Origin of the sequence: Kineosporia sp. NBRC 101731, assembly GCF_030269305.1 — a bacterium.
In the GTDB taxonomy this organism is placed as follows: Bacteria; Actinomycetota; Actinomycetes; order Actinomycetales; family Kineosporiaceae; genus Kineosporia.
The window spans coordinates 450,886-472,024 of record NZ_BSTC01000005.1; the positions used below are offsets into that span (position 1 = coordinate 450,886).

At 70.2% G+C, this 21,139-nt stretch carries 19 protein-coding genes; 13 read left to right on the forward strand and 6 right to left on the reverse strand.

What is annotated here, in order from left to right:
- Positions 1-139: 139 nt before the first annotated feature.
- Positions 140-1,729, reverse strand: a complete 1,590-nt coding sequence (locus QSK05_RS17505) for an EAL domain-containing protein (RefSeq protein ID WP_285598299.1) — start codon at positions 1,727-1,729, stop codon at positions 140-142.
- A gap of 433 nt (positions 1,730-2,162) precedes the next feature.
- A complete protein-coding gene (gabT, locus tag QSK05_RS17510) occupies positions 2,163-3,554 on the reverse strand; it encodes a 4-aminobutyrate--2-oxoglutarate transaminase (protein ID WP_285598300.1) in 1,392 nt (463 codons plus the stop codon).
- Positions 3,555-3,683: 129 nt separating this feature from the next.
- On the opposite strand from gabT, the gene dxr reads away from it, so the two are divergent.
- Positions 3,684-4,859 carry a 1-deoxy-D-xylulose-5-phosphate reductoisomerase gene (gene dxr / locus QSK05_RS17515; RefSeq protein ID WP_285598301.1) on the forward strand — a complete coding sequence of 392 codons (1,176 nt, stop codon included), beginning with the start codon at positions 3,684-3,686 and terminating at the stop codon, positions 4,857-4,859.
- 211 nt (positions 4,860-5,070) lie between these two features.
- Here the strand turns inward: dxr and QSK05_RS17520 are convergent, their stop codons facing one another.
- Positions 5,071-5,922, reverse strand: coding sequence for a GNAT family N-acetyltransferase (locus QSK05_RS17520; protein WP_285598302.1), 852 nt, complete (start codon positions 5,920-5,922; stop codon positions 5,071-5,073).
- 47 nt (positions 5,923-5,969) lie between these two features.
- The gene (ispG, locus tag QSK05_RS17525; protein ID WP_285598303.1) at positions 5,970-7,121 is read right to left on the reverse strand and encodes a flavodoxin-dependent (E)-4-hydroxy-3-methylbut-2-enyl-diphosphate synthase; all 1,152 of its coding nucleotides are present in this window, start codon (positions 7,119-7,121) and stop codon (positions 5,970-5,972) included.
- 287 nt (positions 7,122-7,408) lie between these two features.
- Here ispG and QSK05_RS17530 point away from each other — a divergent pair, with 287 nt between their 5' ends.
- The 5 genes from QSK05_RS17530 (at position 7,409) to QSK05_RS17550 (ending at position 12,478) form a co-directional block, all read left to right on the forward strand.
- Positions 7,409-8,674: a M50 family metallopeptidase gene (locus QSK05_RS17530; protein ID WP_285598304.1), complete on the forward strand. Its 1,266-nt coding sequence runs from the start codon at positions 7,409-7,411 to the stop codon at positions 8,672-8,674.
- Positions 8,675-9,490: a helix-turn-helix domain-containing protein gene (locus tag QSK05_RS17535; protein WP_285598305.1), complete on the forward strand. Its 816-nt coding sequence runs from the start codon at positions 8,675-8,677 to the stop codon at positions 9,488-9,490.
- A 64-nt stretch (positions 9,491-9,554) separates the two neighbouring features.
- Positions 9,555-11,336 (forward strand): proline--tRNA ligase, encoded by a 1,782-nt coding sequence (locus QSK05_RS17540; RefSeq protein WP_285598306.1) that lies wholly within the window; start codon positions 9,555-9,557, stop codon positions 11,334-11,336.
- Positions 11,337-11,350: 14 nt separating this feature from the next.
- The gene (locus QSK05_RS17545; protein WP_285598307.1) at positions 11,351-11,758 is read left to right on the forward strand and encodes a pilus assembly protein CpaE; all 408 of its coding nucleotides are present in this window, start codon (positions 11,351-11,353) and stop codon (positions 11,756-11,758) included.
- A gap of 3 nt (positions 11,759-11,761) precedes the next feature.
- Positions 11,762-12,478: an HAD family hydrolase gene (locus tag QSK05_RS17550; protein WP_285598308.1), complete on the forward strand. Its 717-nt coding sequence runs from the start codon at positions 11,762-11,764 to the stop codon at positions 12,476-12,478.
- On the opposite strand, the gene QSK05_RS17555 is transcribed toward QSK05_RS17550, so the two are convergent.
- Positions 12,479-13,612, reverse strand: a complete 1,134-nt coding sequence (locus QSK05_RS17555; protein WP_285598309.1) for a ferritin-like domain-containing protein — start codon at positions 13,610-13,612, stop codon at positions 12,479-12,481.
- 164 nt (positions 13,613-13,776) lie between these two features.
- Between QSK05_RS17555 and rimP the strand changes: the two genes are divergently transcribed.
- The 7 genes from rimP (at position 13,777) to truB (ending at position 20,817) form a co-directional block, all read left to right on the forward strand.
- Positions 13,777-14,313: a ribosome maturation factor RimP gene (gene rimP, locus QSK05_RS17560; protein WP_285598310.1), complete on the forward strand. Its 537-nt coding sequence runs from the start codon at positions 13,777-13,779 to the stop codon at positions 14,311-14,313.
- A 3-nt stretch (positions 14,314-14,316) separates the two neighbouring features.
- Positions 14,317-15,393, forward strand: a complete 1,077-nt coding sequence (gene nusA, locus QSK05_RS17565; protein WP_285598311.1) for a transcription termination factor NusA — start codon at positions 14,317-14,319, stop codon at positions 15,391-15,393.
- A 46-nt stretch (positions 15,394-15,439) separates the two neighbouring features.
- Positions 15,440-15,760, forward strand: coding sequence for a YlxR family protein (locus tag QSK05_RS17570; RefSeq protein ID WP_285598312.1), 321 nt, complete (start codon positions 15,440-15,442; stop codon positions 15,758-15,760).
- Positions 15,761-15,924: 164 nt separating this feature from the next.
- Positions 15,925-19,083 carry a translation initiation factor IF-2 gene (gene infB / locus QSK05_RS17575; protein WP_285598313.1) on the forward strand — a complete coding sequence of 1,053 codons (3,159 nt, stop codon included), beginning with the start codon at positions 15,925-15,927 and terminating at the stop codon, positions 19,081-19,083.
- A 67-nt stretch (positions 19,084-19,150) separates the two neighbouring features.
- Positions 19,151-19,450, forward strand: coding sequence for a DUF503 domain-containing protein (locus QSK05_RS17580; protein ID WP_285598314.1), 300 nt, complete (start codon positions 19,151-19,153; stop codon positions 19,448-19,450).
- 15 nt (positions 19,451-19,465) lie between these two features.
- Positions 19,466-19,921, forward strand: coding sequence for a 30S ribosome-binding factor RbfA (gene rbfA / locus QSK05_RS17585; RefSeq protein WP_285598315.1), 456 nt, complete (start codon positions 19,466-19,468; stop codon positions 19,919-19,921).
- Positions 19,918-20,817, forward strand: a complete 900-nt coding sequence (gene truB / locus QSK05_RS17590; RefSeq protein WP_285598316.1) for a tRNA pseudouridine(55) synthase TruB — start codon at positions 19,918-19,920, stop codon at positions 20,815-20,817. Before rbfA ends, truB begins: the two co-directional genes overlap by 4 nt.
- A gap of 8 nt (positions 20,818-20,825) precedes the next feature.
- Here truB and QSK05_RS17595 read toward each other — a convergent pair whose 3' ends face one another.
- Positions 20,826-20,999, reverse strand: a complete 174-nt coding sequence (locus QSK05_RS17595) for a hypothetical protein (RefSeq protein WP_285598317.1) — start codon at positions 20,997-20,999, stop codon at positions 20,826-20,828.
- Positions 21,000-21,139: the final 140 nt, after the last annotated feature.

A 21,139-nucleotide genomic window follows, 5' to 3' on the forward strand; every position in this document is an offset into this window, starting at 1 on the left:
ACGGTCTGAGTGTCTGCCGGGGCTGGGTCCGGTGGTGAGGGGGCCGTCGGCCACGAATGCCTCGGATTCGGACACCCGGCCGGTGAGGGCATGACCTCACCGGCCGCCCCGGCTCAGGGAACCGGCTCAGGGAGTGTGCTCAGGACAGCAGCCCGTCCAGCACCGGGCCCAACATGGCTGCGATCGTCCGGGCACCGCGGATCTGGCGGCGGGACCAGGGGGCGTCGTCGCGGCGGTAGCACTCCAGCAGGCCGATCACCCGGTCACGACTGATCACGGGCACCATCAGCACGGTCTCGAAATGCAGATGCCGCAGTAGATCCCGCTCGGTCTGCTCGCCCGGGGGGCTGTGGCCGAAGGGGTCGTGACCGCGGTGGACGGGGACGACGCTGCGGGTGTTCAGACAGAGTTGGGTGAGGGGATAGCGGGCCAGGGGATACGTCGGCGTGCTGTCGCCGGTCGGGACGGGACCCGTGCGGTGGCCGGCCGCGACCAGCGCCGAGTCGCCGTCGGTGAGCACGCTGATCTCGAGCGAGTCCGCGCCGAGCACCCGACCGCAGCCGGTCACCAGGGCGCGGAGGCCGGGCAAGGACGTGACGGAGGTGAGGCGGACCAGGAACTCGTCGATGTCGGTCAGGTTGATGTCGGCCAGGTTGATGTCAGTCAGATTCTGGACGCACTCCCCGCCCAGGATCGGCGGTCGGGGTCCGAAGGTGGTGGGTACCGGGTGGGATGGAGGCCCAGGGCGCACCGGTGGTGCGAGTTGGGACGGGGTCGCGATGTGTGATGGGGACGCAAGGTGTGACGGGGGTGCGGTCGGTGACGTAGGGCGGGGGTGTGGCAGAGGCCCGGGGTGCGCCGCACGACCGGGGCGCGCCGCACGACCGGGGTGCGTCGGCCGACCGGACATCAACACCACCAGGCAGTCGTGGGCCGAACGCACGGCGTCGGGCTCGGCTGCGCGGAACTCCGGCTGCGGCAGGCCGACGGCCCAACCCTGCGCGGAGGCGACGTCGAGAGCGGCGACGGCCTCCAGATCGTCGAGGTTCTCCACCCCCTCGGCACAGACGGTGGCCCCGATCTGCTCGGCGAGGTCCACGACGGCCCGGATCAGCGCGGCCTTCGACGGGTTGTCCGCCACGCCCTGCACCAGGGCCCGGTCGAGCTTGAGCTTGTCGGGCACGAGGTCCATCACCCGGCGCAGGCCGGAGTGAGCGGTGCCGACGTCGTCGATCGCTACCCGGGCGCCGCGTTCGCGCAGCTGGTCGAGCCGCCGGCGCAGGACGTCGGTGCCCGGTGACCACTCGTGCTCGGTCAGCTCGATCTCGATGCCGGTCAGGTCGGCGGGCAGCACAGCGACGAACGACGGGCTGGTCAAGACGGTCGGCGAGACGTTGACGGCGATCGTGGTGCCGGCAGGCCGCTCGTGCCGGCGGGCCAGGGCGCTCGCGACGGCCGCCGACTCCAGCGCGGTGCCGAGGCCGAGTTCGCGGGCGCGGGAGAACCAGTCCTCCGTCCCGCGGATCGGGCTCCCAGGGAACCGGGCTAGCGCCTCGTAGCCCTCGACCGTCATCCGCGACAGCGAGAGCTGCGGCTGGTAAACGATTTTCGGACCACCGTCGCTGAGTACGCGGCGCAGAGCGAGCCGCGCCGCGTTCGCCGACCACGGGTGTTCGTCCTCGTGGGTCGCCGGACCGCGCCGGGCGGACGGGACGGAGGCGGTTTCCATCGTGCGACCCCTGGGGGAGAAGGGCTTCAACGGGGCCGTGGGATTGCGGCCTGTTCGTGAAGCCTTCCACAGGGGTCCCACGGAGGAATCCTCTGAACGGCCCGGTTTTCGTTACAACCAGTGGAGGTGTCGTCACATCGGGGTGGGAGAATCCGGACGCCCGGGGCCGTCTGGTGATGCTCGGTGAGTGCCCGGCGGTCGACCCGGGCACGGCATCACGGAACGCTACCGGGGTGTGTTCCTGCGGCAGGCGGCAGGCGGCAGGCGGCAGGCGGCAGGCGGCAGGCGGCAGGCGGCAGGCGGCATGCGACCACGGCCGTCGGCATCTTCCTGTTCGTGATCGGGCGATACCTGACTCCCCGGCCGGGGTCTCTCGTTTCCGGGGAGGGTTTGCATGATCACGGGCAAGGGGACTGGGGCGGACGGGCGGCTGTCAGGCGACCTGTTCGGCGAAGGCCTCGGTGAGCACGGCGAGCGCGTCGTCGAGCAGGTCGTCGGTGATCGTGACGGGCGGTAGCAGGCGGATGACGTTGCCGTAGGTGCCGCAGGTCAGGGTGATCACGCCGTGCTGGTGGCAATGCTTCGCGACCCGGGCCGCCAGGCCCGCGTCCGGTGTCGCCGAGCCGGGGACGTTCAGTTCGATCGCCTGCATGGCTCCGCGCCCCCGGACGTCCGCAATCTGTGGGAACTTCGCCTGGAGGTCCAGCAGGAAGGATCGCAGCCGCTCGCCCAGCCGGCGCCCGGTGTTCACCAGATCGTCCTGCTCGATGGAAGCGATCGCGGCGAGCGCGGCGGCGCACGACACCGGATTGCCCGTGTAGGTGCCACCGATTCCGCCGGCGTGGGCGGCGTCCATGATCGACGCCCGGCCCGTGACCGCTGAGAGCGGCATACCGCCCGCGATGCCCTTGGCGGTGATCACCAGGTCGGGCACCACGCCCTCGTGCTCGCAGGCGAAGAAGTGCCCGGTGCGGGCGAAACCGGACTGCACCTCGTCGGCCACGAACACCACGTCGTTCGCCGTGCCCCAGGCGGCCAGGGCCGGGATGAAACCCGGTGCGGGCACGATAAATCCGCCCTCGCCCAGGATCGGTTCGATCACCAGGCAGGCCACCCGCCTCGCGCCGACCTGGCTCTCGATGTCACTGATCGCCCGGGCGGCGGCCGCGGCCCCGTCGGTACCGAGCGGGTCGCGCAGCGGGTAGGACATCGGCGCCCGGAACACCTCGCCGGCGAACGGGCCGAAACCGTCCTTGTAGGGCATGTTCTTGGCGGTCATCGCCATCGTCAGATTGGTGCGGCCGTGGTAGGCGTGGTCGAACACCACCACGGTGTCGCGGCCCGTGGCGCGGCGCGCGATCTTCACCGCGTTCTCCACCGCCTCGGCGCCGGAATTGAACAGTGCGGAACGCTTTTCGAAGTCACCGGGAGTCAGGCGGTTGAGCGCCTCGCAGACCGCCACGTACCCCTCGTACGGGGTGATGGTGAAACAGGTGTGACTGAACTGCGCGATCTGCTGCTGCACGCCGGCGACGACGGCGGGCACCGCGTGGCCCACCGTGGTGACGGCGATGCCGGAACCCAGGTCGATGAGGTGGTTGCCGTCGACGTCCACCACGATGCCGCCACCGGCCCGGGCCGCGAACACCGGCATCAGGCTGCTGACCCCCGAGGCCACCGCCGCGTCCCGCCGGGCCGCCAGCTCGCGGGAGCGGGGACCGGGCAATTCGGTGACCAGGTGGCGCTTCTGGGCGACGGCCGGGAGGCTGTACTGCGCGGCGATCCCACCGGTCGCGCCGGTCGGGGAGAGGGTGGAGTCGGGCATGGGCCCAGCATAGGTTCCGTAGAGATTTCTCGTGATCGCCCGGGCGCGGTCCGTCCTCACCTCCCCCGACGATCCTGAGCCGTCCGCCCCGGCACCGGGCCTGCGGTTCGGGATGCCAGACTGGCCGCCATGTCTGAACGTCGCGACGTCGTGCTCCTCGGTTCCACCGGTTCCATCGGTACTCAGGCGATCGACGTGGTGAACCGCAATCCCGATCTCTTCCGGGTGGTCGCCCTGGCCGCCGGTGGCGGCAACCTCGAGTTGCTGGCCACCCAGGCGGCGCAGCTGAGGGTGGCGGTCGTCGCGGTCGGGGACGCGTCGAAGCGCGCGGCCCTCGAGGATCTCCTGACCCATCACGCGGGGGCGGGACACGGCATCGAGGTACTGGCCGGGCCCGATGCTGCCGCGCAGGTCGCGGCGCGCCCGGGCGACGTGGTGCTGAACGGCATCACCGGAGCCATCGGCCTGGCCCCCACGCTCGCCGCGCTCGGCGCCGGCAGCACGCTGGCCCTGGCCAACAAGGAATCGCTGATCATCGGTGGCGAACTGGTGACGGGCGCGGCTGCTCCCGGCCAGATCGTGCCGGTCGACTCCGAGCACTCGGCGCTGGCCCAGGCCCTGCGCGGGGGGACGCCCGAGGAGGTGAAGCGGCTGGTGGTGACGGCCAGTGGCGGCCCGTTCCGGGGCCGGACCCGGGCCGATCTCGAGAGCGTCACGCCGGCCCAGGCCCTGAAGCACCCCACCTGGGACATGGGTCCCATGGTCACGACGAACTCGGCCACCCTGGTCAACAAGGGCCTCGAGGTGATCGAGGCGCACCTGCTGTTCGGCATCCCCTTCGACCGGATCGACGTGGTCGTGCACCCGCAGTCGATCGTGCACTCGATGGTCGAGTTCACCGACGGCTCCACCCTGGCCCAGTGCTCGCCCCCCGACATGCGCCTGCCCATCGCCCTCGGGATGGCCTGGCCGCACCGGGTTCCCGGGGCGATCGGCGGACTGGACTGGACCACCGCGAGCACCTGGGAGTTCTTCCCCCTCGACGACGAGGCCTTCCCGGGGGTGCGGCTGGCCCGTGCCGCGGGGGAGCAGGCAGGCACGTTCCCGGCCGTCTACAACGCCGCGAACGAGGAGTGCGTCTGGGCCTTCCACGACGGGCGCATCGGTTTCAACCAGATCCTCGACGTGGTCGGCGACGTTCTGGCCGACCACGCGCAGGAGGGTGACCTGACCATCGAGGCCGTGCTGGCCGCGGACACCTGGGCCCGGGAGCGCGCCCGGGAGCGCATGGCGAAGCTGACCTGACCTGACCGGTCTCGTCCGGGACGGTCCAGTTTTTCATCGAGCAAGCGATAACAGGCTTTCGCTGCGTTAATTCAAGGCATCGTGTGCATTCTCGGCGGACTGACCGCAAGGAATGCACACGATCCGGACCGGCTCGGCAGCGAAGGTGACGAGACCCGCGTCTTCTGCTCCGCCGACCAGGTGACCTCACCGCAAAGATGAGGTGATGGCTTCAGAACAGGATGGTCGCGTAGGTGCCGACCGTCTGGAACCCGACTCGCTCGTAGGCCCGGATGGCCCGGGTGTTGTAGCCGTTGACGTACAGCGACACGATCGGGGCGACCTCGCGCTGCACGATCTCGACCAGGCTGGCCATGGCCGGGGCGGCGACGCCCTGGCCCCGGTAGCGCGGGTTCACCCACACGCCCTGCACCTGTACGGCCTCGGGCACCACCGAGCCGAGCTCCGCCTTGAACACGACGACGGGGCCGGAGTCGGTCTCGTCCATGCGCACGAACGAACGGCCTGACGCGACCAGGCCGCTGACCTGGGCCCGGTAGACGGCGCCCCCGTCGGCGGCGACGGGGGAGTAGCCGACCTCCTCGGTGAACATCGCGACACAGGCCGGCACGAGCAGCTCGAGCTCGGACATCTGGCTGCGGCGCACCAGGGGGTCGGACTCCACCGTGGGCGGGGTGGACATGGCCATCAGCGGCTGGTTGGCGCGGATGTCACGGGCCGGACCCCACGACGCCTGCAGGTGCTGCCACAGTCCGAGCACCATGTGGGCGGGGCCGACGATGCTGGAGCACTGACGGCCACTGCGCCGGGCGCGGTAGGCGAATGCCTCCACGGCCTGCTCGTTGGCGTTGACGGGCACCAGGTTCGCGCCCGACCAGCAGGCGGCGCGCATGGCGCCGGACTCGTACCAGCCCCAGATCTCGCCGCCGTGCCGGCGCGGGTCACCCTTCAGGGCCCGCAGCCGGGCGGCCACGAAGAGGTTCGCGACCGGGTCCTGGGCACACAGGGCCAGGGCCTCTTCGACGTCGTCCCTGGCCAGAACCTTCAGCGCCGAGCGCAGCACGTGCAAACCTCACCTGTCGTCATGGTGCGCCCCGCAGCCGCCGCAGGTCAGCTGACGGACACCTGGGGAGAGCCCTCCGGCGCATCATCGCCCATCTCCTCGGCGATGCGCATCGCTTCCTCGATCAGGGTCTCGACGATCTTCGACTCGGGCACGGTCTTGACGACCTCACCACGGACGAAGATCTGGCCCTTTCCGTTGCCGGAGGCTACTCCCAGATCGGCCTCACGCGCCTCGCCCGGGCCGTTCACCACGCAACCCATCACGGCGACGCGCAGCGGCACCTCCATGCCCTCGAGGCCGGCGGTCACCTGTTCGGCCAGCGTGTACACGTCGACCTGGGCGCGACCGCACGACGGGCAGGAGACGATCTCGAGCTTGCGCGGGCGCAGGTTCAGCGACTGCAGGATCTGGATGCCGACCTTGACCTCCTCCACCGGCGGGGCGGAGAGGGACACCCGGATCGTGTCGCCGATGCCGTTGCCGAGCAGGTGGCCGAAGGCGACGGCCGACTTGATCGTGCCCTGGAACGCCGGGCCCGCCTCGGTGACCCCCAGGTGCAGGGGCCAGTCACCGCGCTCGGCGAGCAGCTCGTACGCGCGCACCATGACCACCGGGTCGTTGTGCTTGACCGAGATCTTGAAGTCGTGGAAGCCGTGCTCCTCGAACAGCGAGGCCTCCCACACCGCCGACTCGACCAGCGCCTCGGGCGTGGCCTTGCCGTACTTGGCGAGCAGGCGCTTGTCGAGGGAACCGGCGTTGACGCCGATCCGGATCGACGTGCCGGCGTCGCCCGCGGCCTTGGCGATCTGCTTGACCTGGTCGTCGAACTGCCGGATGTTGCCCGGGTTCACCCGGACGGCGGCGCAGCCGGCGTCGATCGCGGCGTACACGTACTTCGGCTGGAAGTGGATGTCGGCGATCACCGGGATCTGCGACTTGCGGGCGATCGCCGACAGTGCGTCGGCGTCGTCCTGGCTCGGGCAGGCGACCCGCACGATGTCGCACCCGGCCGCCGTGAGCTGAGCAATCTGCTGCAGAGTGGCGTTCACGTCGGAGGTCAGCGTGGTCGTCATGGACTGCACCGAGACCGGTGCGTCGCCGCCGACCGCGACCTTGCCGACCTGGATCTTGCGGGATTTACGGCGGGGGGTGAGAACGGGCGGCGGCGCGGTTGGAATACCCAGACTGACGCTCATGACCTGAACCGTGCCTCCTTGGGAAAACCCCGTTTTAACTGCCCTTCCGTCCATTCAGAACGGATCGGAGCGTCAATTATGCCGTGCCCGGAGGGTGCTCCTTCTCACCTGTCCTCACCCGCACGGTGGGTACACCGGATGTTCATCCCGGCCGACAGAGCTCCCGGAGAACGAACCCGGGCTGTCGTGTGCCACCGGTCGACAGGCCGGGCGGGTATAAAAGTGGGGCGTTCCCCGATCCGGGCGAACAGGGTGCATCTGACAGCGATCAGGGAGTAACGGCGGGGATGAGTTACACGATCGGGGTGGTCCTGTTCGCGCTCGGCCTTCTCATCAGCGTCTGTCTGCACGAGGCCGGGCACATGCTCTCGGCGAAACTGTTCGGGATGCGGGTCACCCGCTACTTCGCCGGTTTCGGGCCCACGGTGTGGTCGTTCCGCCGGGGTGAGACGGAGTACGGCTTCAAGGCCGTGCCGCTGGGTGGGTTCGTGAACATTATCGGGATGGCGCCCGGTGTGGAGGAACCCGAGGCCGAGGAGACCGAGGCGCAGGGCCGGGCCTTCTGGCAGAAGCCGTTGTGGCAGCGCACGATCGTGCTCGCCGCCGGTTCCATGACCCATCTGGTCATCTGCATCCTGCTGCTGGTGCCGGCCTTCTGGCTCTTCGGGGTGCCGACCGCCAAGGCCCTGGACCAGACCCCGGCCGTGGTCGGAGCGGTCTCGCAGTGCGTGATCCCGGACTACGACGTCACCAGTGACGGCGCCCTGCGCGCCTGCACGGCCGACGACCCGAAGTCGCCCGCGGCTCTGGCCGGGCTGGAACAGGGCGACCGGATCACCCGGCTCGGCACCTCCGACATTCCCTCGTACGCGGCGTTCCAGAAGGCCGTGCGGGAGCAGCCGACCGACCAGGCCGTGGCGCTGACCTACGTGCGCGACGGTCAGGAGAGCACCACCCAGGTGACGTTGGTCAACACCCAGCGCCCGCCGCTGGGGGCCACCGACTCCAGCTCCCTGGTCGCCACCCCGACCATCGGCATCCAGAACCAGACCGAGGTCTACAACGACCGCTACGGCTTCGTGGACAGCGTCGGCCAGGCGTTCAAGACCACCGGGGAGACGCTGGTCAGCGGCGTCGAGGCGATCACCCGGCTGCCCAGCAAGATCAGCTCGTTGTGGAACGCCCTGCTCGGGGGCGAGCGCTCTCCCGACGACCCGGTGAGCGTGGTCGGCGCCAGTCGTCTGGGTGGGGAGATCGTGCAGACCAGCGGCCTGCAGGGCGGGGCCACCTTCCTGTCCATCCTGGCCGGGTTGAACGTCTTCCTGGGCTTGTTCAACCTGTTGCCGCTGCCCCCGCTCGACGGTGGTCACATCGCGGTGGCCTGGTACGAGGCGGCCCGCCGCAAGCTGGCGCTGCGTCGTCAACGTCCCGACCCGGGCCCGGTCGACCGGGAGAAGCTGATCCCGCTCACCCTGGCGATCATCGTGATCTTCGGTGCCTTCACGCTGCTCACGGTCTCCGTCGACGTGGTCAACCCGATCCGCCTGCAGTAGATGTCCTCCACCCTCGGTGAGTTCCTCCGGGCGCGGCGCGAGCAGACCCGGCCGGAAGACGCCGGTGTGCGGGTGACCGGGGTGCGCCGCACCCCGGGCCTGCGCCGCGAGGAGGTGGCCACGCTCGCCGGGATCAGCGCCGACTACTACCTGCGACTGGAGCAGGGGCGCGACCTGAACCCGTCGGTGCAGGTGCTCGAGTCCGTGGCCCGGGTGTTCCGGCTCGACGCCACGGCCACGGAGTACCTGCTCGGGCTGGCCGGGTCCCGGCACCAGCGCCACCGGCCGCAGCGCGAGGTGGTGCCCACACGCGTCCTTCAATTTCTGGACGCCATCGGCCTGCCGGCCTTCGTGGAGGGCCGCACGTTCGACGTGCTGGCCGCGAACCCGATGGCCACCGCGGTGATCCCGAGCCTCGTCCCGGGGCGTAACCGGCTGCGGTCGGTGTTCCTGGAGAACGACGAGTGGCCGCTGTACGAGGAGGGGATGCCCGCGTTCGCCGGTCTGGTGGCCGCCCTGCGCACCTCGGCAATGGACGACCCGGCCGACCCCCGGCTGACGGAACTGGTCGCGGAGCTGTCGGCCGGCAGCGACGAGTTCCGCCGGATGTGGGCCCGGCACGACGTGGTTCCGCTGGGCGGCGGGTCGTTCCGGTTGCGTCATCCGGTGGTCGGCCTGCTCGAGCTCTCCCGGGAGAAGTTCCCGCTGACCGAGGCTCCGGGCCAGATCCTGGCGGTCTACCACGCCGAGCGCGGGTCGGAGACGGCCCGGTCCCTGTCCCTGCTGGGATCGCTCTCGGCCGCACCCGTGGAGTAAAACCACTGGTGGTGAAGGACTAGGCTGTAGAGCTGTTCAGTCCACCCCCAGGAGGATGAGTCACGTGCTGCTTCGGATGTCGTCGTTGTTCCTGCGAACGCTTCGCGAGGACCCGGCGGACGCCGAGGTTCCGGGGCACCGCCTGCTGGTCCGCGCTGGCTACGTGCGCCGCGCGGCGCCCGGGATCTACTCGTGGCTGCCCCTGGGCTACCGCACCTTCCGCAACGTCGAGCGCATCGTCCGTGAGGAGATGGACGCCGCCGGCTTCCAGGAGGTGCACTTCCCGGCCCTGCTGCCCCGCGAGCCCTATGAGGCCACGAACCGCTGGACCGAGTACGGCGACAACCTGTTCCGCCTGAAAGACCGGCGGGGCAACGACTTCCTGCTCGGGCCCACGCACGAGGAGATGTTCACCCTCCTGGTGAAAGACCAGTACTCGTCGTACAAGGACCTGCCGGTCTCGCTCTACCAGATCCAGACCAAGTACCGCGACGAGGCGCGGGCCCGCGGCGGCCTGCTGCGCGGCCGCGAGTTCGTGATGAAAGACAGCTACTCGTTCGACATCGACGACGCCGGTCTCGCAGCCAGCTACCAGCGGCACCGTGACGCCTACATCAAGACGTTCGAGCGGCTCGGCCTGGACTTCGAGATCGTGTCGGCCACGTCCGGCGCGATGGGCGGCAGCCGCAGCGAGGAGTTCCTGCACCCCACCGAGATCGGTGAGGACACGTTCGTGCGCTGCACCACCGGGCACTACGCGGCCAACTCCGAGGCGGTCATCACGCCCGCGCCGGCCGCGATCCCCCTGGAGGGCCTGCCCGCCGCGCACGTCGAGGACACGCCCGACACCCCGACCATCGACTCGCTGGTCACCGCGGCCAACGCGATGTTCCCCGGCCGCGACTTCACCGCCGCCGACACCCTGAAGAACGTCGTCGTCACCCTGGTGCACCCCACCGGCGAGCGTGAGCCGCTGGTGATCGGGGTGCCCGGCGACCGTGAGGTGGACACCAAGCGTCTCGAGGCGGCGGTGGCCCCGGCCGAGATCGACGCGTTCGAGGCGGCCGATTTCGCGAAGCACCCCGGTCTGGTGAAGGGTTACATCGGCCCGCAGGCGCTGGGCACGGAGTCCGAGACGAAGATCCGCTTCTTGCTCGACCCCCGCGTGGTCGAGGGCAGCGCCTGGATCACCGGCGCCAACCAGCCCGGTCAGCACGTGTTCGACCTGGTCGCCGGCCGGGACTTCACCGCCGACGGCTTCATCGAGGCCGCGAACGTGGTCGAGGGCGACGCCTGCCCGGTCTGCGCCGCCGAGGGGGGCGAGGGTCGCCTCACGCTGGCCCGCGGCCTGGAGATCGGCCACATCTTCCAGCTCGGCCGCAAGTACGCCGACGCCCTCGGGCTGAAGGTGCTCGACCAGAACGGCAAGCTGGTCACGGTGACCATGGGGTCGTACGGCATCGGCGTCAGCCGGGCCCTGGCCGCGATCGCCGAGGCCTCCTGGGACGAGAAGGGCCTGTGCTGGCCCCGTGAGGTGGCCCCGGCCGACGTGCACCTGATCGCGCAGGGCAAGGCGGCCAAGGACACCGCGGTGTTCGAGGCGGCCGAGAAGCTGTCGCGGGAACTGGAGGCCGCGGGCGTCCGGGTGCTGTTCGACGACCGCCCCAAGGTCTCGCCCGGCGTCAAGTTCAAGGACGCCGACCTGATCGGGGTGCCCTCGATCCTGGTGGTGGGCCAGAAACTGGCCGACGGCGTGATCGAGTTCATCGACCGCAAGAGCGGCGACTCACAGAACGTGCCGGTCGGCGAGGCCGTGAAGCACGTGGTGGCAGCGATCAACGAGTAGGCGGGTGGGGTTCCATGCTCGATCTGGCATTGGCACAGCAACTGCGGAAGGCCGGTCTGGCCTGGAACCCCCTGCCCGGAGACCGCTTCGTCCTGCCCGACCGGGGCATGGACGACGAGGTCTTCGTGGTCAGCAACATGGTCGTCGAGGTGCACGACGTGCCCGGCGGCCAGGTGATCGGCTTCAACGGCACCACCGAGTGGGCCCTGGACTCCCTCGAGCAGCAGCAGGTGGTCTGGATACCGCGTGAGACCCAGCTGCGGGAGCTGCTCGCGGAGCGCTTCGTGAGCCTGGAGAGCGTCACCGGAGGGTTCGCGGTGACATTCTCCCCGAACGACGGCACGACGGCGCGGGAAGTCGATGCGGACGTCGAATCGGCTTACGCGCGAGCTGTTCTCGCCGTTCTCGCGACGCAGGGGTGAACCGTGGCGATCGATGCCGTGATCTTCGACTGGGGCGGCACGCTGACCCCCTGGCACGCGATCGACCTGGACCGGCAGTGGCAGGTGTTCGCGCAGGTCTACGCCGCCGATCATCCTGACGGTGGCACGGAGCTCGCCCGGCGCATGCGCCAGGCCGAGCGGGACTCCTGGGCCCGGCTGCAGGAGAGTGGCGCCAGCGCTCGCCTTACCGAGCTGTTCGAGGCCGCCGGCGTGCAGACCGACCACCCGGGGCATGACGCCGCCCGGGTGGCCTACGAGGAGTTCTGGGAGCCGCACACCTATCTCGACCCGGACGTGCCCGAGGTCTTCGCCGGGCTGCGGGATCGCGGCATCCGGATCGGCGTGCTCTCCAACACCATCTGGTCGCGGGAGTACCACCGCGGCCTGTTTGCGCGCGACGGCATCCTGCACTTCATCGACGGTGACGTGTACTCGTCCGAGATCCCTTACGTGAAGCCGCATCCGGAAGCGTTCGGGGCGGCTCTGAGGGCTGTCGGATCACCCGACCCGACGGCGTGCGTCTATGTCGGCGACCGCGTCTACGAAGACGTGCACGGGGCCCAGCGGGTCGGGATGCGGGCCGTTCACGTGCCGCACAGCGACCTCCCGCCCGATCAGCAGGTGCCGGTCGAGGTGACTCCGGACGGCACGGCGCACCGGCTCCTCGACGTGCTCACCCTGGTGGACGGCTGGCGCTGATCAGCTGCGGCCCGGGTCGGCGACCGGCTTCTTCGTCCAGGCCGCCTGGCGCCGGGTGCAGTCGACCAGCACCCCTGCGCCGGTCGTGGTGACCTCGTCGTCCTGCGCCACGGCGATGACGTCCACGGCCAGCCCGGCCAGACGCTGCTCGACCGTCGCCGCCAGGTCCGCGGCCTGGCCGGCACTGGTCGGGGTGGTCACCGCGTAGGCCGCACTGCCCTGGACCGGGTCCACGTTCGCGGCCAGCAGCAGACGCTCCAGCTCGTCACGCTGCTGCCGGTGCACCTCCCAGATCTCGTCGGCCAGGTCCCGCCGGGCACCATCGATATGGGCCACCACCAGCGGGTACGCGTAGAACGCGGCGTGTTCTCCGGCCAGCAGACGGTTCAGGGCGCCGCTCTCGTCGGTGGTGAGAGTGCTGGAGGACGCGGTGGCGCTCGTTCCCGAGGGTTCGGGGGTTGCGGAGGTGGAGGCGGTCGGGGTCCCGTCGCCGGTGGGCGAGGGTTCCGCGTCGTCGGTCGTGGAGACCGTGAGCTCACCGAAGGCCTTGCCCCCGGTGGCCGAGCGCAGCAGGTCGGCGTTGGCCGCGCACGAGGCCGCGAGCCGGTAGAACAGCCCGGCGAAGGCCGGGCTCAGGCCGGCGGCGTCACCCAGAAGTGTTCGGGCCGCAGACCATTCGGCCTTGGCCAGGGCGTCGGGGGAATCTGCACCGGAAGTGTCGGAAGTGCCGGACGAGGTCGGCCCCGGGGTGGGGGAGGCGGTCCCGGACACCGGGGAGCCGAGCTCCGTGAGCTGGGCCGTGTGCGCCTCGGCCGTCCGGGTGAGCAAGGTCGCCGTGCTGCCCTTGATCCGGAGGGTCGCGCCGTTCGGCAGCGTGCCGGAGGCGAGCGCCGAGGCACTGGCGTACAGCGCCGTCACGGTCGTCACGGCCCGCGCGACGGCGGCCGCCTCGGGTCCGGCGTCGGTATTCGCTGCCGCCGTGGTGCCGGCCGCGGAACTCGCGGAACTACAGGCAGTGAGCCCCACGCTCGTCAGGGCCAGGGCACCGAGAGCGAGGAACGCCCTGCGACCGGCCGGTGGCATCGGCGCGGATACGGGTGGGGCAAGGGGCGTTCCGGTGTTCGGGCTCAGCACCGGGGGATCATTTCACGAGACGGATGTGAACCGTGGGTTCCGGCAGATCTTGACAAGTCGGGCACAGGTCAAGGGAAGCCCGCCAGGGACGGTATGTTTGTCCGCTGGCGCGCCCGCCCGGGTGCGCCACCATGGTTTCCCAATCCAATATCGAGGAGGTCGGCATGAGCGCGTCCTCCGGACAACAGGCAGCCGACGGTGTGCGGGCCCTGGCGGAACCGCTGGCCGCAGACGCCGGGCTGATGATCGAGAGCGTCATCGTGACGCCCGCCGGCAAACGGCGCGTACTGCGAGTGACGGTCGATCTTCCCGAGACCGAACTCGGCGGTGTGCCCATGGAGTCCGTGGCCATCGTCTCGCAGTCGATCTCGCAGGCGCTGGACGAGAGCAACGTGATGGGCGGTCTGCCCTACGTGCTCGAGGTCAGTTCTCCGGGTGCCGACCGTCCGCTGACCGAGCGCCGCCACTGGATGCGTGCCCGGCGGCGCCTCGTGCGCACCCTGGCCGTGGCCGGTGCCACCCCGCAGACGGGCCGGCTCACCGACGTCACCGACGCGGGCATCGTGCTGGACGACGAGCGCCAGGTGCCCTGGGCCGAGATCACCGGCGGCCGTATCGAATTGGAGTTCGGGCACCCCGACGACTTCGCCGACCTCGACGACCTCGAGGCGGACGACGACTCCGACGAGGACGAGGGCTGAACGATGGACATCGATCTGGCGGCCTTGCGCGCGCTCGAGCGCGAAAAGGAAATCCCGCTCAACACGCTGGTAACGACCATCGAGACGGCTCTGCTGCAGGCCTACCACCGCACCGAGGGAGCCGAGCCGCTGGCCCGGGTGGACCTCGACCGCAAGAGCGGGCACGTGGTGGTCTGGGCCCGCGAACTGGACGACACGGGCGCGATCAAGCGTGAGTGGGACGACACCCCGGCGGGTTTCGGCCGGATTGCGGCCACCACCGCCCGGCAGACGATCTTGCAGAAGCTGCGCGACGCCGAGGACGAGCAGGTGCTCGGCGAGTTCCGGGGCCGTGAGGGCGACATCATCTCCGGCATCGTGCAGCAGAGCGCCGACCCGCGCATGGTGCATGTCGACCTGGGTACGGTCGAGGCGGTCCTGCCGCCGGCCGAGCAGGTGCCGGGGGAGACGTACCCGCACGGAACCCGGCTGCGCTGCTACGTGATCGGTGTGCGCAAGGGCCTGAAAGGGCCCTCGATCACGCTCTCCCGTACGCACCCCAACCTGGTGCGCAAGCTGTTCGCGCTGGAGGTGCCCGAGGTCGCCGACGGTACCGTCGAGATCGCCGCGCTGGCCCGGGAGGCCGGTCACCGGTCGAAGGTGGCCGTGCGCGCGACCGTGGCCGGGGTCAACGCCAAGGGCGCCTGTATCGGCCCGATGGGGCAGCGGGTGCGGGCCGTCATGACCGAGCTACGCGGCGAGAAGATCGACATCGTCGACTACAACGAGGAGCCCGAGGCGTTCGTGGCCAGTGCGCTGTCCCCGGCCCGGGTGTCGTCGGTCGAGGTGCTCGACCTGGACGCCCGTTCGGCCCGGGTGATCGTGCCGGACTACCAGCTGTCGCTGGCGATCGGCAAGGAGGGGCAGAACGCCCGCCTGGCCGCGAAGCTGACGGGCTGGCGGATCGACATCCGGTCCGACACGGCCCAGTCGGGTCAGTCGGGTCAGTCGGGTCAGTCGGGTCAGTCAGGTCAGGCAGGTCAATCGGGACGATCCGGTCCGGATCTACCGGCGGCGCCGGCCGGTCCGGGGAGTTTCTGAGCGAGCCTTGAACGACCCTGGGAACAAACGCGCCGGATCCGGGGCTATGCTGGGCGGGGCCGGTGACGCGGCCACGAATCCCGAGCGCTCGTCCTCGGTCCCGCACGGACCGATTCGTACGTGTGTGGGCTGTCGTGAACGCGCCGAGCGGTCCGACCTGTTGCGGGTGGTCGCGGCAGAGGTCGACGGTAAGTGGTGCGTCGTCCCCGATCCGGGCCATAAGCTGTACGGCAGAGGTGCGTCACTGCACCCTGTGCCGGGCTGCCTTGAACTCGCTGAACGCCGCAGGGCTTTTCCCCGGGCACTCCGCCGTGGAGGTCCGCTCGACGCGGTGCAGGTACATGAGTTCGTCGCAGCGAAGTCGTAACAGGTGTCAGATGTGTCCAGACGAAAGCGGGTCCAACGCCATGAGCAGCACTTCGAAGGCAGAGTCGGCGCTGTGAGCACCCGATGAGCGCGCTCCGATGAGCACCCCCTTTACGTAACTACGGTCCGTAGCCTCCTCCTGGCTCGGGCCGAGACAGGAGTGATGTGGCAAAGGTCCGGGTCTATGAGCTCGCGAAAGAGCTCGGAGTCGACAGCAAGACCGTACTGAGCAAGTTGCAGGACATGGGCGAGTTCGTCCGTTCCGCGTCGTCCACCGTCGAGCCCCCTGTGGTGCGCCGCCTCCGTGAGGCGATGCCCGCCGCAGAAGGCGCCGGTGGCCGTAAGCCGGCCAAGCCGGCTCGTCCCACGCCGTCCCCGGCCCCGGCCGCCCCGGCTGCACCGTCGGCACCCGCCGCCGCTGCAACCCCGGCCGCACCGGCCCGGCCCGGCCCGACACCGGCCGCGCCGACCCCGTCCCGTCCGGCTCCGAGCCCGGCCGTAGCGGCTCCGTCCGCGCCGGCACCGGCTCCCAGCCCGGCCAGTGACACCCCGTTCACGGCTCCGGCCCCGGCCCGTGCCGAGGGTGGTCGTCCGACCCCCGGTCCGCGTCCCACGCCCGGTCCGCGCCCGACGCCGGCTCCGGCCGAGCGCCCCGCCGCCGCGGCTTCCGCCCCGGCTCCGGAGCGCACGGAGCGTCCCGAGCGCCAGGACCGTGGTCCCCGCCCGGAGCGTTCCGACCGTCCGCACTCGGGTGACCGTCCCGAGCGGGGTGGCCCGCGTCCCGGCCCGAGCGCCCGTCCGCAGGCCCCGGCCGCGCGCGGCGATCGTCCCGAGCGTCAGGACCGTGGACCCCGTCCCGGTGGCGACGCCCGTCCGGGCCCGCGTCCGGGTCCCGGCGCGCCGCGTCCGGGCAACAACCCCTTCGCGTCCTCCCAGGGCATGCCCCGTCCGGGTGGTCGTGGTGGTCCCGGTGGTGGCGGCGGCGGTGAGGGCAACGGCCCCACGCGTCCCGGCAACAACCCCTTCGCACCTTCCCAGGGCATGCCGCGCCCGCAGCGCGGCCCGCGTCCCGAGGGTGCTCCGGCTGCCCGTAGTGGCGACGCCGGCGACCGTCCGGCACCCCGTCCGGGCGGCCCGCGGCCCAGTCCCGGCAGCATGCCGAACCGTCCCAACCCGGGCATGATGCCCGGTCGTACCAGCGTCGGTCGCCCCGGTGGCGGTGGGGCCGGCCGTCCGGGTGGTCCCGGTCGCGGTGGCCCCGGTGGTGGCGGCGGTGGCGGTAACCGCGGTGGCTTCGGCGGTCGTCCCGGCGGTCCGGGTGGTCCCGGTGGTGGCGGCGGCGGTTTCGCCGGGCGTCCCGGTGGTGGCGGTAACCGCGGCGGTCGCGGTGGCACGCAGGGCGCGTTCGGTCGCGCCGGTGGCCGTCCGGTGCGAGGCCGTAAGTCGAAGCGTCAGCGGCGTCAAGAGTTCGAGAGCATGGCGGCACCGGCTCCCGGTGGCGTCACGGTTCCCCGCGGTGACGGCAACACGATCGTCCGCCTGCGGCGTGGCTCTTCGCTGACCGACTTCGCCGACAAGATCAACGCGAACCCGGCCAGCCTGGTCACCGTGCTGTTCCACCTCGGTGAGATGGCCACGGCGACGCAGTCGCTGAACGAGGAGACGTTCGACGTCCTCGGTGAGGAACTGGGTTACGTCATCCAGGTCGTCTCGCCGGAAGACGAGGACCGCGAGCTGCTGGGCACCTTCGACATCGACATCGAGGGCGAGGCCGAGGCCGACGAGGAGTTCCTCGTGGCGCGGCCGCCGGTCGTGACCGTGATGGGTCACGTCGACCACGGTAAGACGAAGCTGCTCGACGCGATCCGGCAGACCGACGTGGTGGCGGGTGAGGCCGGTGGCATCACCCAGCACATCGGTGCCTACCAGATCCACACCACGCACGATGGCCAGGACCGCGCGATCACCTTCATCGACACCCCGGGTCACGAGGCGTTCACCGCCATGCGTGCCCGTGGTGCGAAGGTCACCGACATCGCGGTGCTGGTGGTCGCGGCCGACGACGGCGTGATGCCGCAGACGATCGAGGCGCTCAACCACGCCCAGGCGGCGGACGTCCCGATCGTGGTGGCCATCAACAAGGTGGACAAGGAAGGCGCGAACCCGGACAAGATCCGGCAGCAGCTGACCGAGTACAACCTGGTCGCCGAGGAGTACGGCGGTGACACGATGTTCGTCGAGGTCTCGGCGAAGCAGCGGCTCAACATCGACGGTCTGCTCCAGGCCGTCCTGCTGACCGCCGACGCGGCGCTCGACCTGCGGGCCAACCCGGAGAAGGACGCCCGCGGCGTCGCGATCGAGGGCAACCTCGACCGTGGCCGTGGTCCCGTCGCGACCGTGCTGGTCCAGTCCGGATCGCTGCGCATCGGTGACTCGATCGTGGCCGGCACCGGCCACGGCCGCGTCCGCGCCATGATCGACGAGCACGGTGAGACCGTCGAGGTGGCCACGCCGTCCCGTCCGGTCATGGTCCTGGGTCTGACGAGCGTGCCCGGCGCCGGTGACACCTTCCTGGTGGCGCCCGACGACCGCACCGCCCGTCAGATCGCCGAGAAGCGTGAGGCGATCGAGCGGAACGCGGCCCTGGCCAAGTCCCGCAAGCGCATCAGCCTCGAGGACTTCACCAAGGCCCTCGAGCAGGGCAAGGTCGAGACCCTCAACCTCATCCTCAAGGGTGACGGCGCGGGTTCGGTCGAGGCCCTGGAAGACGCGCTGCTCCAGATCGATGTCGGCGAAGAGGTCGAGCTTCGGATCATCGACCGTGGTGTCGGTGCGATCACGAAGAACAACATCAACCTGGCGGTGGCCTCCAACGCCATCATCATCGGCTTCAACGTGAAGTCCGAGGGCCAGAACGCCGAGTACGCCGACCGCGAGGGCGTCGACCTGCGCTTCTACTCGGTCATCTACCAGGCGATCGAAGAGGTCGAGGCGTCCCTCAAGGGCCTCCTCAAGCCGGAGTACGAAGAGGTCGAGCTGGGTCGCGCGGAGATCCGCGAGATCTTCCGCTCCAGCCGGTTCGGCAACATCGCGGGTTGCATCGTTCGCTCCGGGGAGATCCGGCGCAACAGCAAGGCCCGGGTGTTCCGCGGCGAGAAGATGGTCGCCGAGGGCCTCTCGATCGAGTCGCTCAAGCGGTTCAAGGACGACGCGACCGAGGTCCGCGAAGGTTTCGAGTGCGGTATCGGACTGGGGTCGTTCAACGACATCCAGAACGAGGACACCATTCAGACCTACGAAATGCGCGAGAAGGCACGCGCCTGATCGAGCTGAAGGCAGGTGAGGCCGGCCGCACCGGCCGGCCTCACCGCCGTCAACCGCGGGAGGTGCCGTGTACATCGGATCTCTGACGCTCGACCTCCTGCTGGGCGATGTTCATTCGCTCAAGGAGAAACGGTCGGTGATCAAACCGATCGTGGCCGAGCTGCGCCGCAAGTTCGAGGTGCATGCCGCTGAGACCGGCGAGGCGAATCTCCACCGGCGCGCCGAGATCGGCGTCGCCCTGGTGTCCTCCGAGTCCGGTCAGTGCCGCGAGGTCCTCGAGTCCTGCGAACGGCTCGTGGCCGGCCGACCCGAACTGCAAGTGCTCTCCGCCCGTCTGCGGGTGTGGAGCGACACTGACGACGATTGACGAGCGGGACGGACGATGACCGACACGGCACGGGCACGCAAGCTGGCTGACCGGGTACGCGAGGTGGTGGCCGAGGCCCTGGAGAAGCGGATCAAAGATCCGCGACTGGGTTTCATCACGGTCACCGATGCCCGGGTGACGGGTGACCTGCAGCACGCCACGGTCTTCTACACCGTCTTCGGCGACGACACCGAGCGGGCTTCGACCGCCGCGGCCCTGGAGAGCGCCAAGGGCGTTCTGCGGTCCGAGGTGGGCAAGCGCACCGGGATCCGGCTCACGCCGACCCTGGAGTTCATCGCCGACGCCCTGCCGGAGACGGCGGCGCAGATGGCCGAGCTGCTGACCAAGGCGCACGAGAAGGATGCGCAGGTCGCGGCCCTGGCGAACGGCAAGCAGTACGCCGGCGACGCCGACCCGTACAAGAAGCCCGCCACCCCGGCGGATGAGGACGACGAGGACGACGACGCGTGAAGTCCCGTGAGCCGGGTCCCAGCGGCCTGGTGATCGTGGACAAGCCGGCCGGGATGACGTCGCACGACGTCGTCAGCCGGATCCGCCGGCTCGCCGGCACACGTCGTGTCGGCCACGCCGGCACGCTCGACCCGATGGCCACCGGTGTGCTGGTGATCGGGGTCGAGCGCGCCACCCGGCTGCTGACCTATCTGGTCGGCGCGGACAAGGCCTACGCGGCAACGATGCGGCTCGGGATCGGCACGATCACCGACGACGCCGAGGGCACGCCGTCGTCGATGCCGGGCCAGGCGCCGCTGGGGCGGGCCGAGGTCGACCTGGCCGCGGAGTTCCTGCGCGGCCAGATCCAGCAGGTGCCGAGCTCGGTCAGCGCGATCAAGAAAGACGGTAAGCGGGCCTACACCCGGGTGCGCGAGGGCGAGGACGTACAGCTCGAGGCGCGTCCGGTGACGGTGTCCGAGCTGAGCGTGCTGGCGGTGCGCCCGGCGGAACAGGACGGCACGCCGGTACTGGACGTGGACGTGCACGTGGTCTGCTCGTCCGGCACCTACATCCGGGCCCTGGCCCGCGATCTCGGTGCGGCTCTGGGCAGTGCCGGGCACCTGACCGCGTTGCGGCGCACCCGGGTCGGCCCTTACCTGCTCGACGGGGCGCACACGCTGCCGGAGCTGGAAGAGTCGTTCGCCCTGTTGCCCATCGCTGAGGCTGCTCGGGCCGCGTTCACCGGCCGTGACCTCACCCAGGACGAGGCGCGCAAGCTGGCGCACGGTCAGCGGCTGGAAGCGAGCGAGCTGGGCCCGGGACCCGTTGCGGCGTACGCACCGGACGGGTCACTGGTGGCTCTCATCGCCGACGCCGGGCTGACCGCGCGTCCGCTCGTCGTACTGACAGGCTGAGAGCCGGATCAGCTGTTGCTGGTCGCCATGGCTTTCTCGTCGCTGGTCTGCGGAGCGGCCTGGCTGCACGGCCAGACGGTTCCGCAGATCACGCAGAAGCCCCCACCGCTGCTGTGGAGAAAACTGTCGATCCCTCGTTGGGCGGGCATCGGAGCCCGTCCGGCGACACGCTGGCTGTCCATAGTGGTGTCCTCGCTGGACTTGGTTAACTGAACGTGCTTTCTCAATCGCCGATCGTGAGGGGCTTGTTATCTTGCTCTCACGACGAGCGTCTGATTTCACCACATCGGAGCACCGAACGTGGAACTGAAGTGGCCACCTG

Coding starts and splice junctions, on each gene's coding strand:
- QSK05_RS17505 (WP_285598299.1), bottom strand. CDS start 1,729: ATGGAAACCGCCTCCGTCCCGTCCGCCCGGCGCGGTCCGGCGACCCAC.
- gabT (WP_285598300.1), bottom strand. CDS start 3,554: ATGCCCGACTCCACCCTCTCCCCGACCGGCGCGACCGGTGGGATCGCC.
- dxr (WP_285598301.1), top strand. CDS start 3,684: ATGTCTGAACGTCGCGACGTCGTGCTCCTCGGTTCCACCGGTTCCATC.
- ispG (WP_285598303.1), bottom strand. CDS start 7,121: ATGAGCGTCAGTCTGGGTATTCCAACCGCGCCGCCGCCCGTTCTCACC.
- QSK05_RS17530 (WP_285598304.1), top strand. CDS start 7,409: ATGAGTTACACGATCGGGGTGGTCCTGTTCGCGCTCGGCCTTCTCATC.
- QSK05_RS17535 (WP_285598305.1), top strand. CDS start 8,675: ATGTCCTCCACCCTCGGTGAGTTCCTCCGGGCGCGGCGCGAGCAGACC.
- QSK05_RS17545 (WP_285598307.1), top strand. CDS start 11,351: ATGCTCGATCTGGCATTGGCACAGCAACTGCGGAAGGCCGGTCTGGCC.
- rimP (WP_285598310.1), top strand. CDS start 13,777: ATGAGCGCGTCCTCCGGACAACAGGCAGCCGACGGTGTGCGGGCCCTG.
- nusA (WP_285598311.1), top strand. CDS start 14,317: ATGGACATCGATCTGGCGGCCTTGCGCGCGCTCGAGCGCGAAAAGGAA.
- QSK05_RS17570 (WP_285598312.1), top strand. CDS start 15,440: ATGCTGGGCGGGGCCGGTGACGCGGCCACGAATCCCGAGCGCTCGTCC.
- rbfA (WP_285598315.1), top strand. CDS start 19,466: ATGACCGACACGGCACGGGCACGCAAGCTGGCTGACCGGGTACGCGAG.
- QSK05_RS17595 (WP_285598317.1), bottom strand. CDS start 20,999: ATGGACAGCCAGCGTGTCGCCGGACGGGCTCCGATGCCCGCCCAACGA.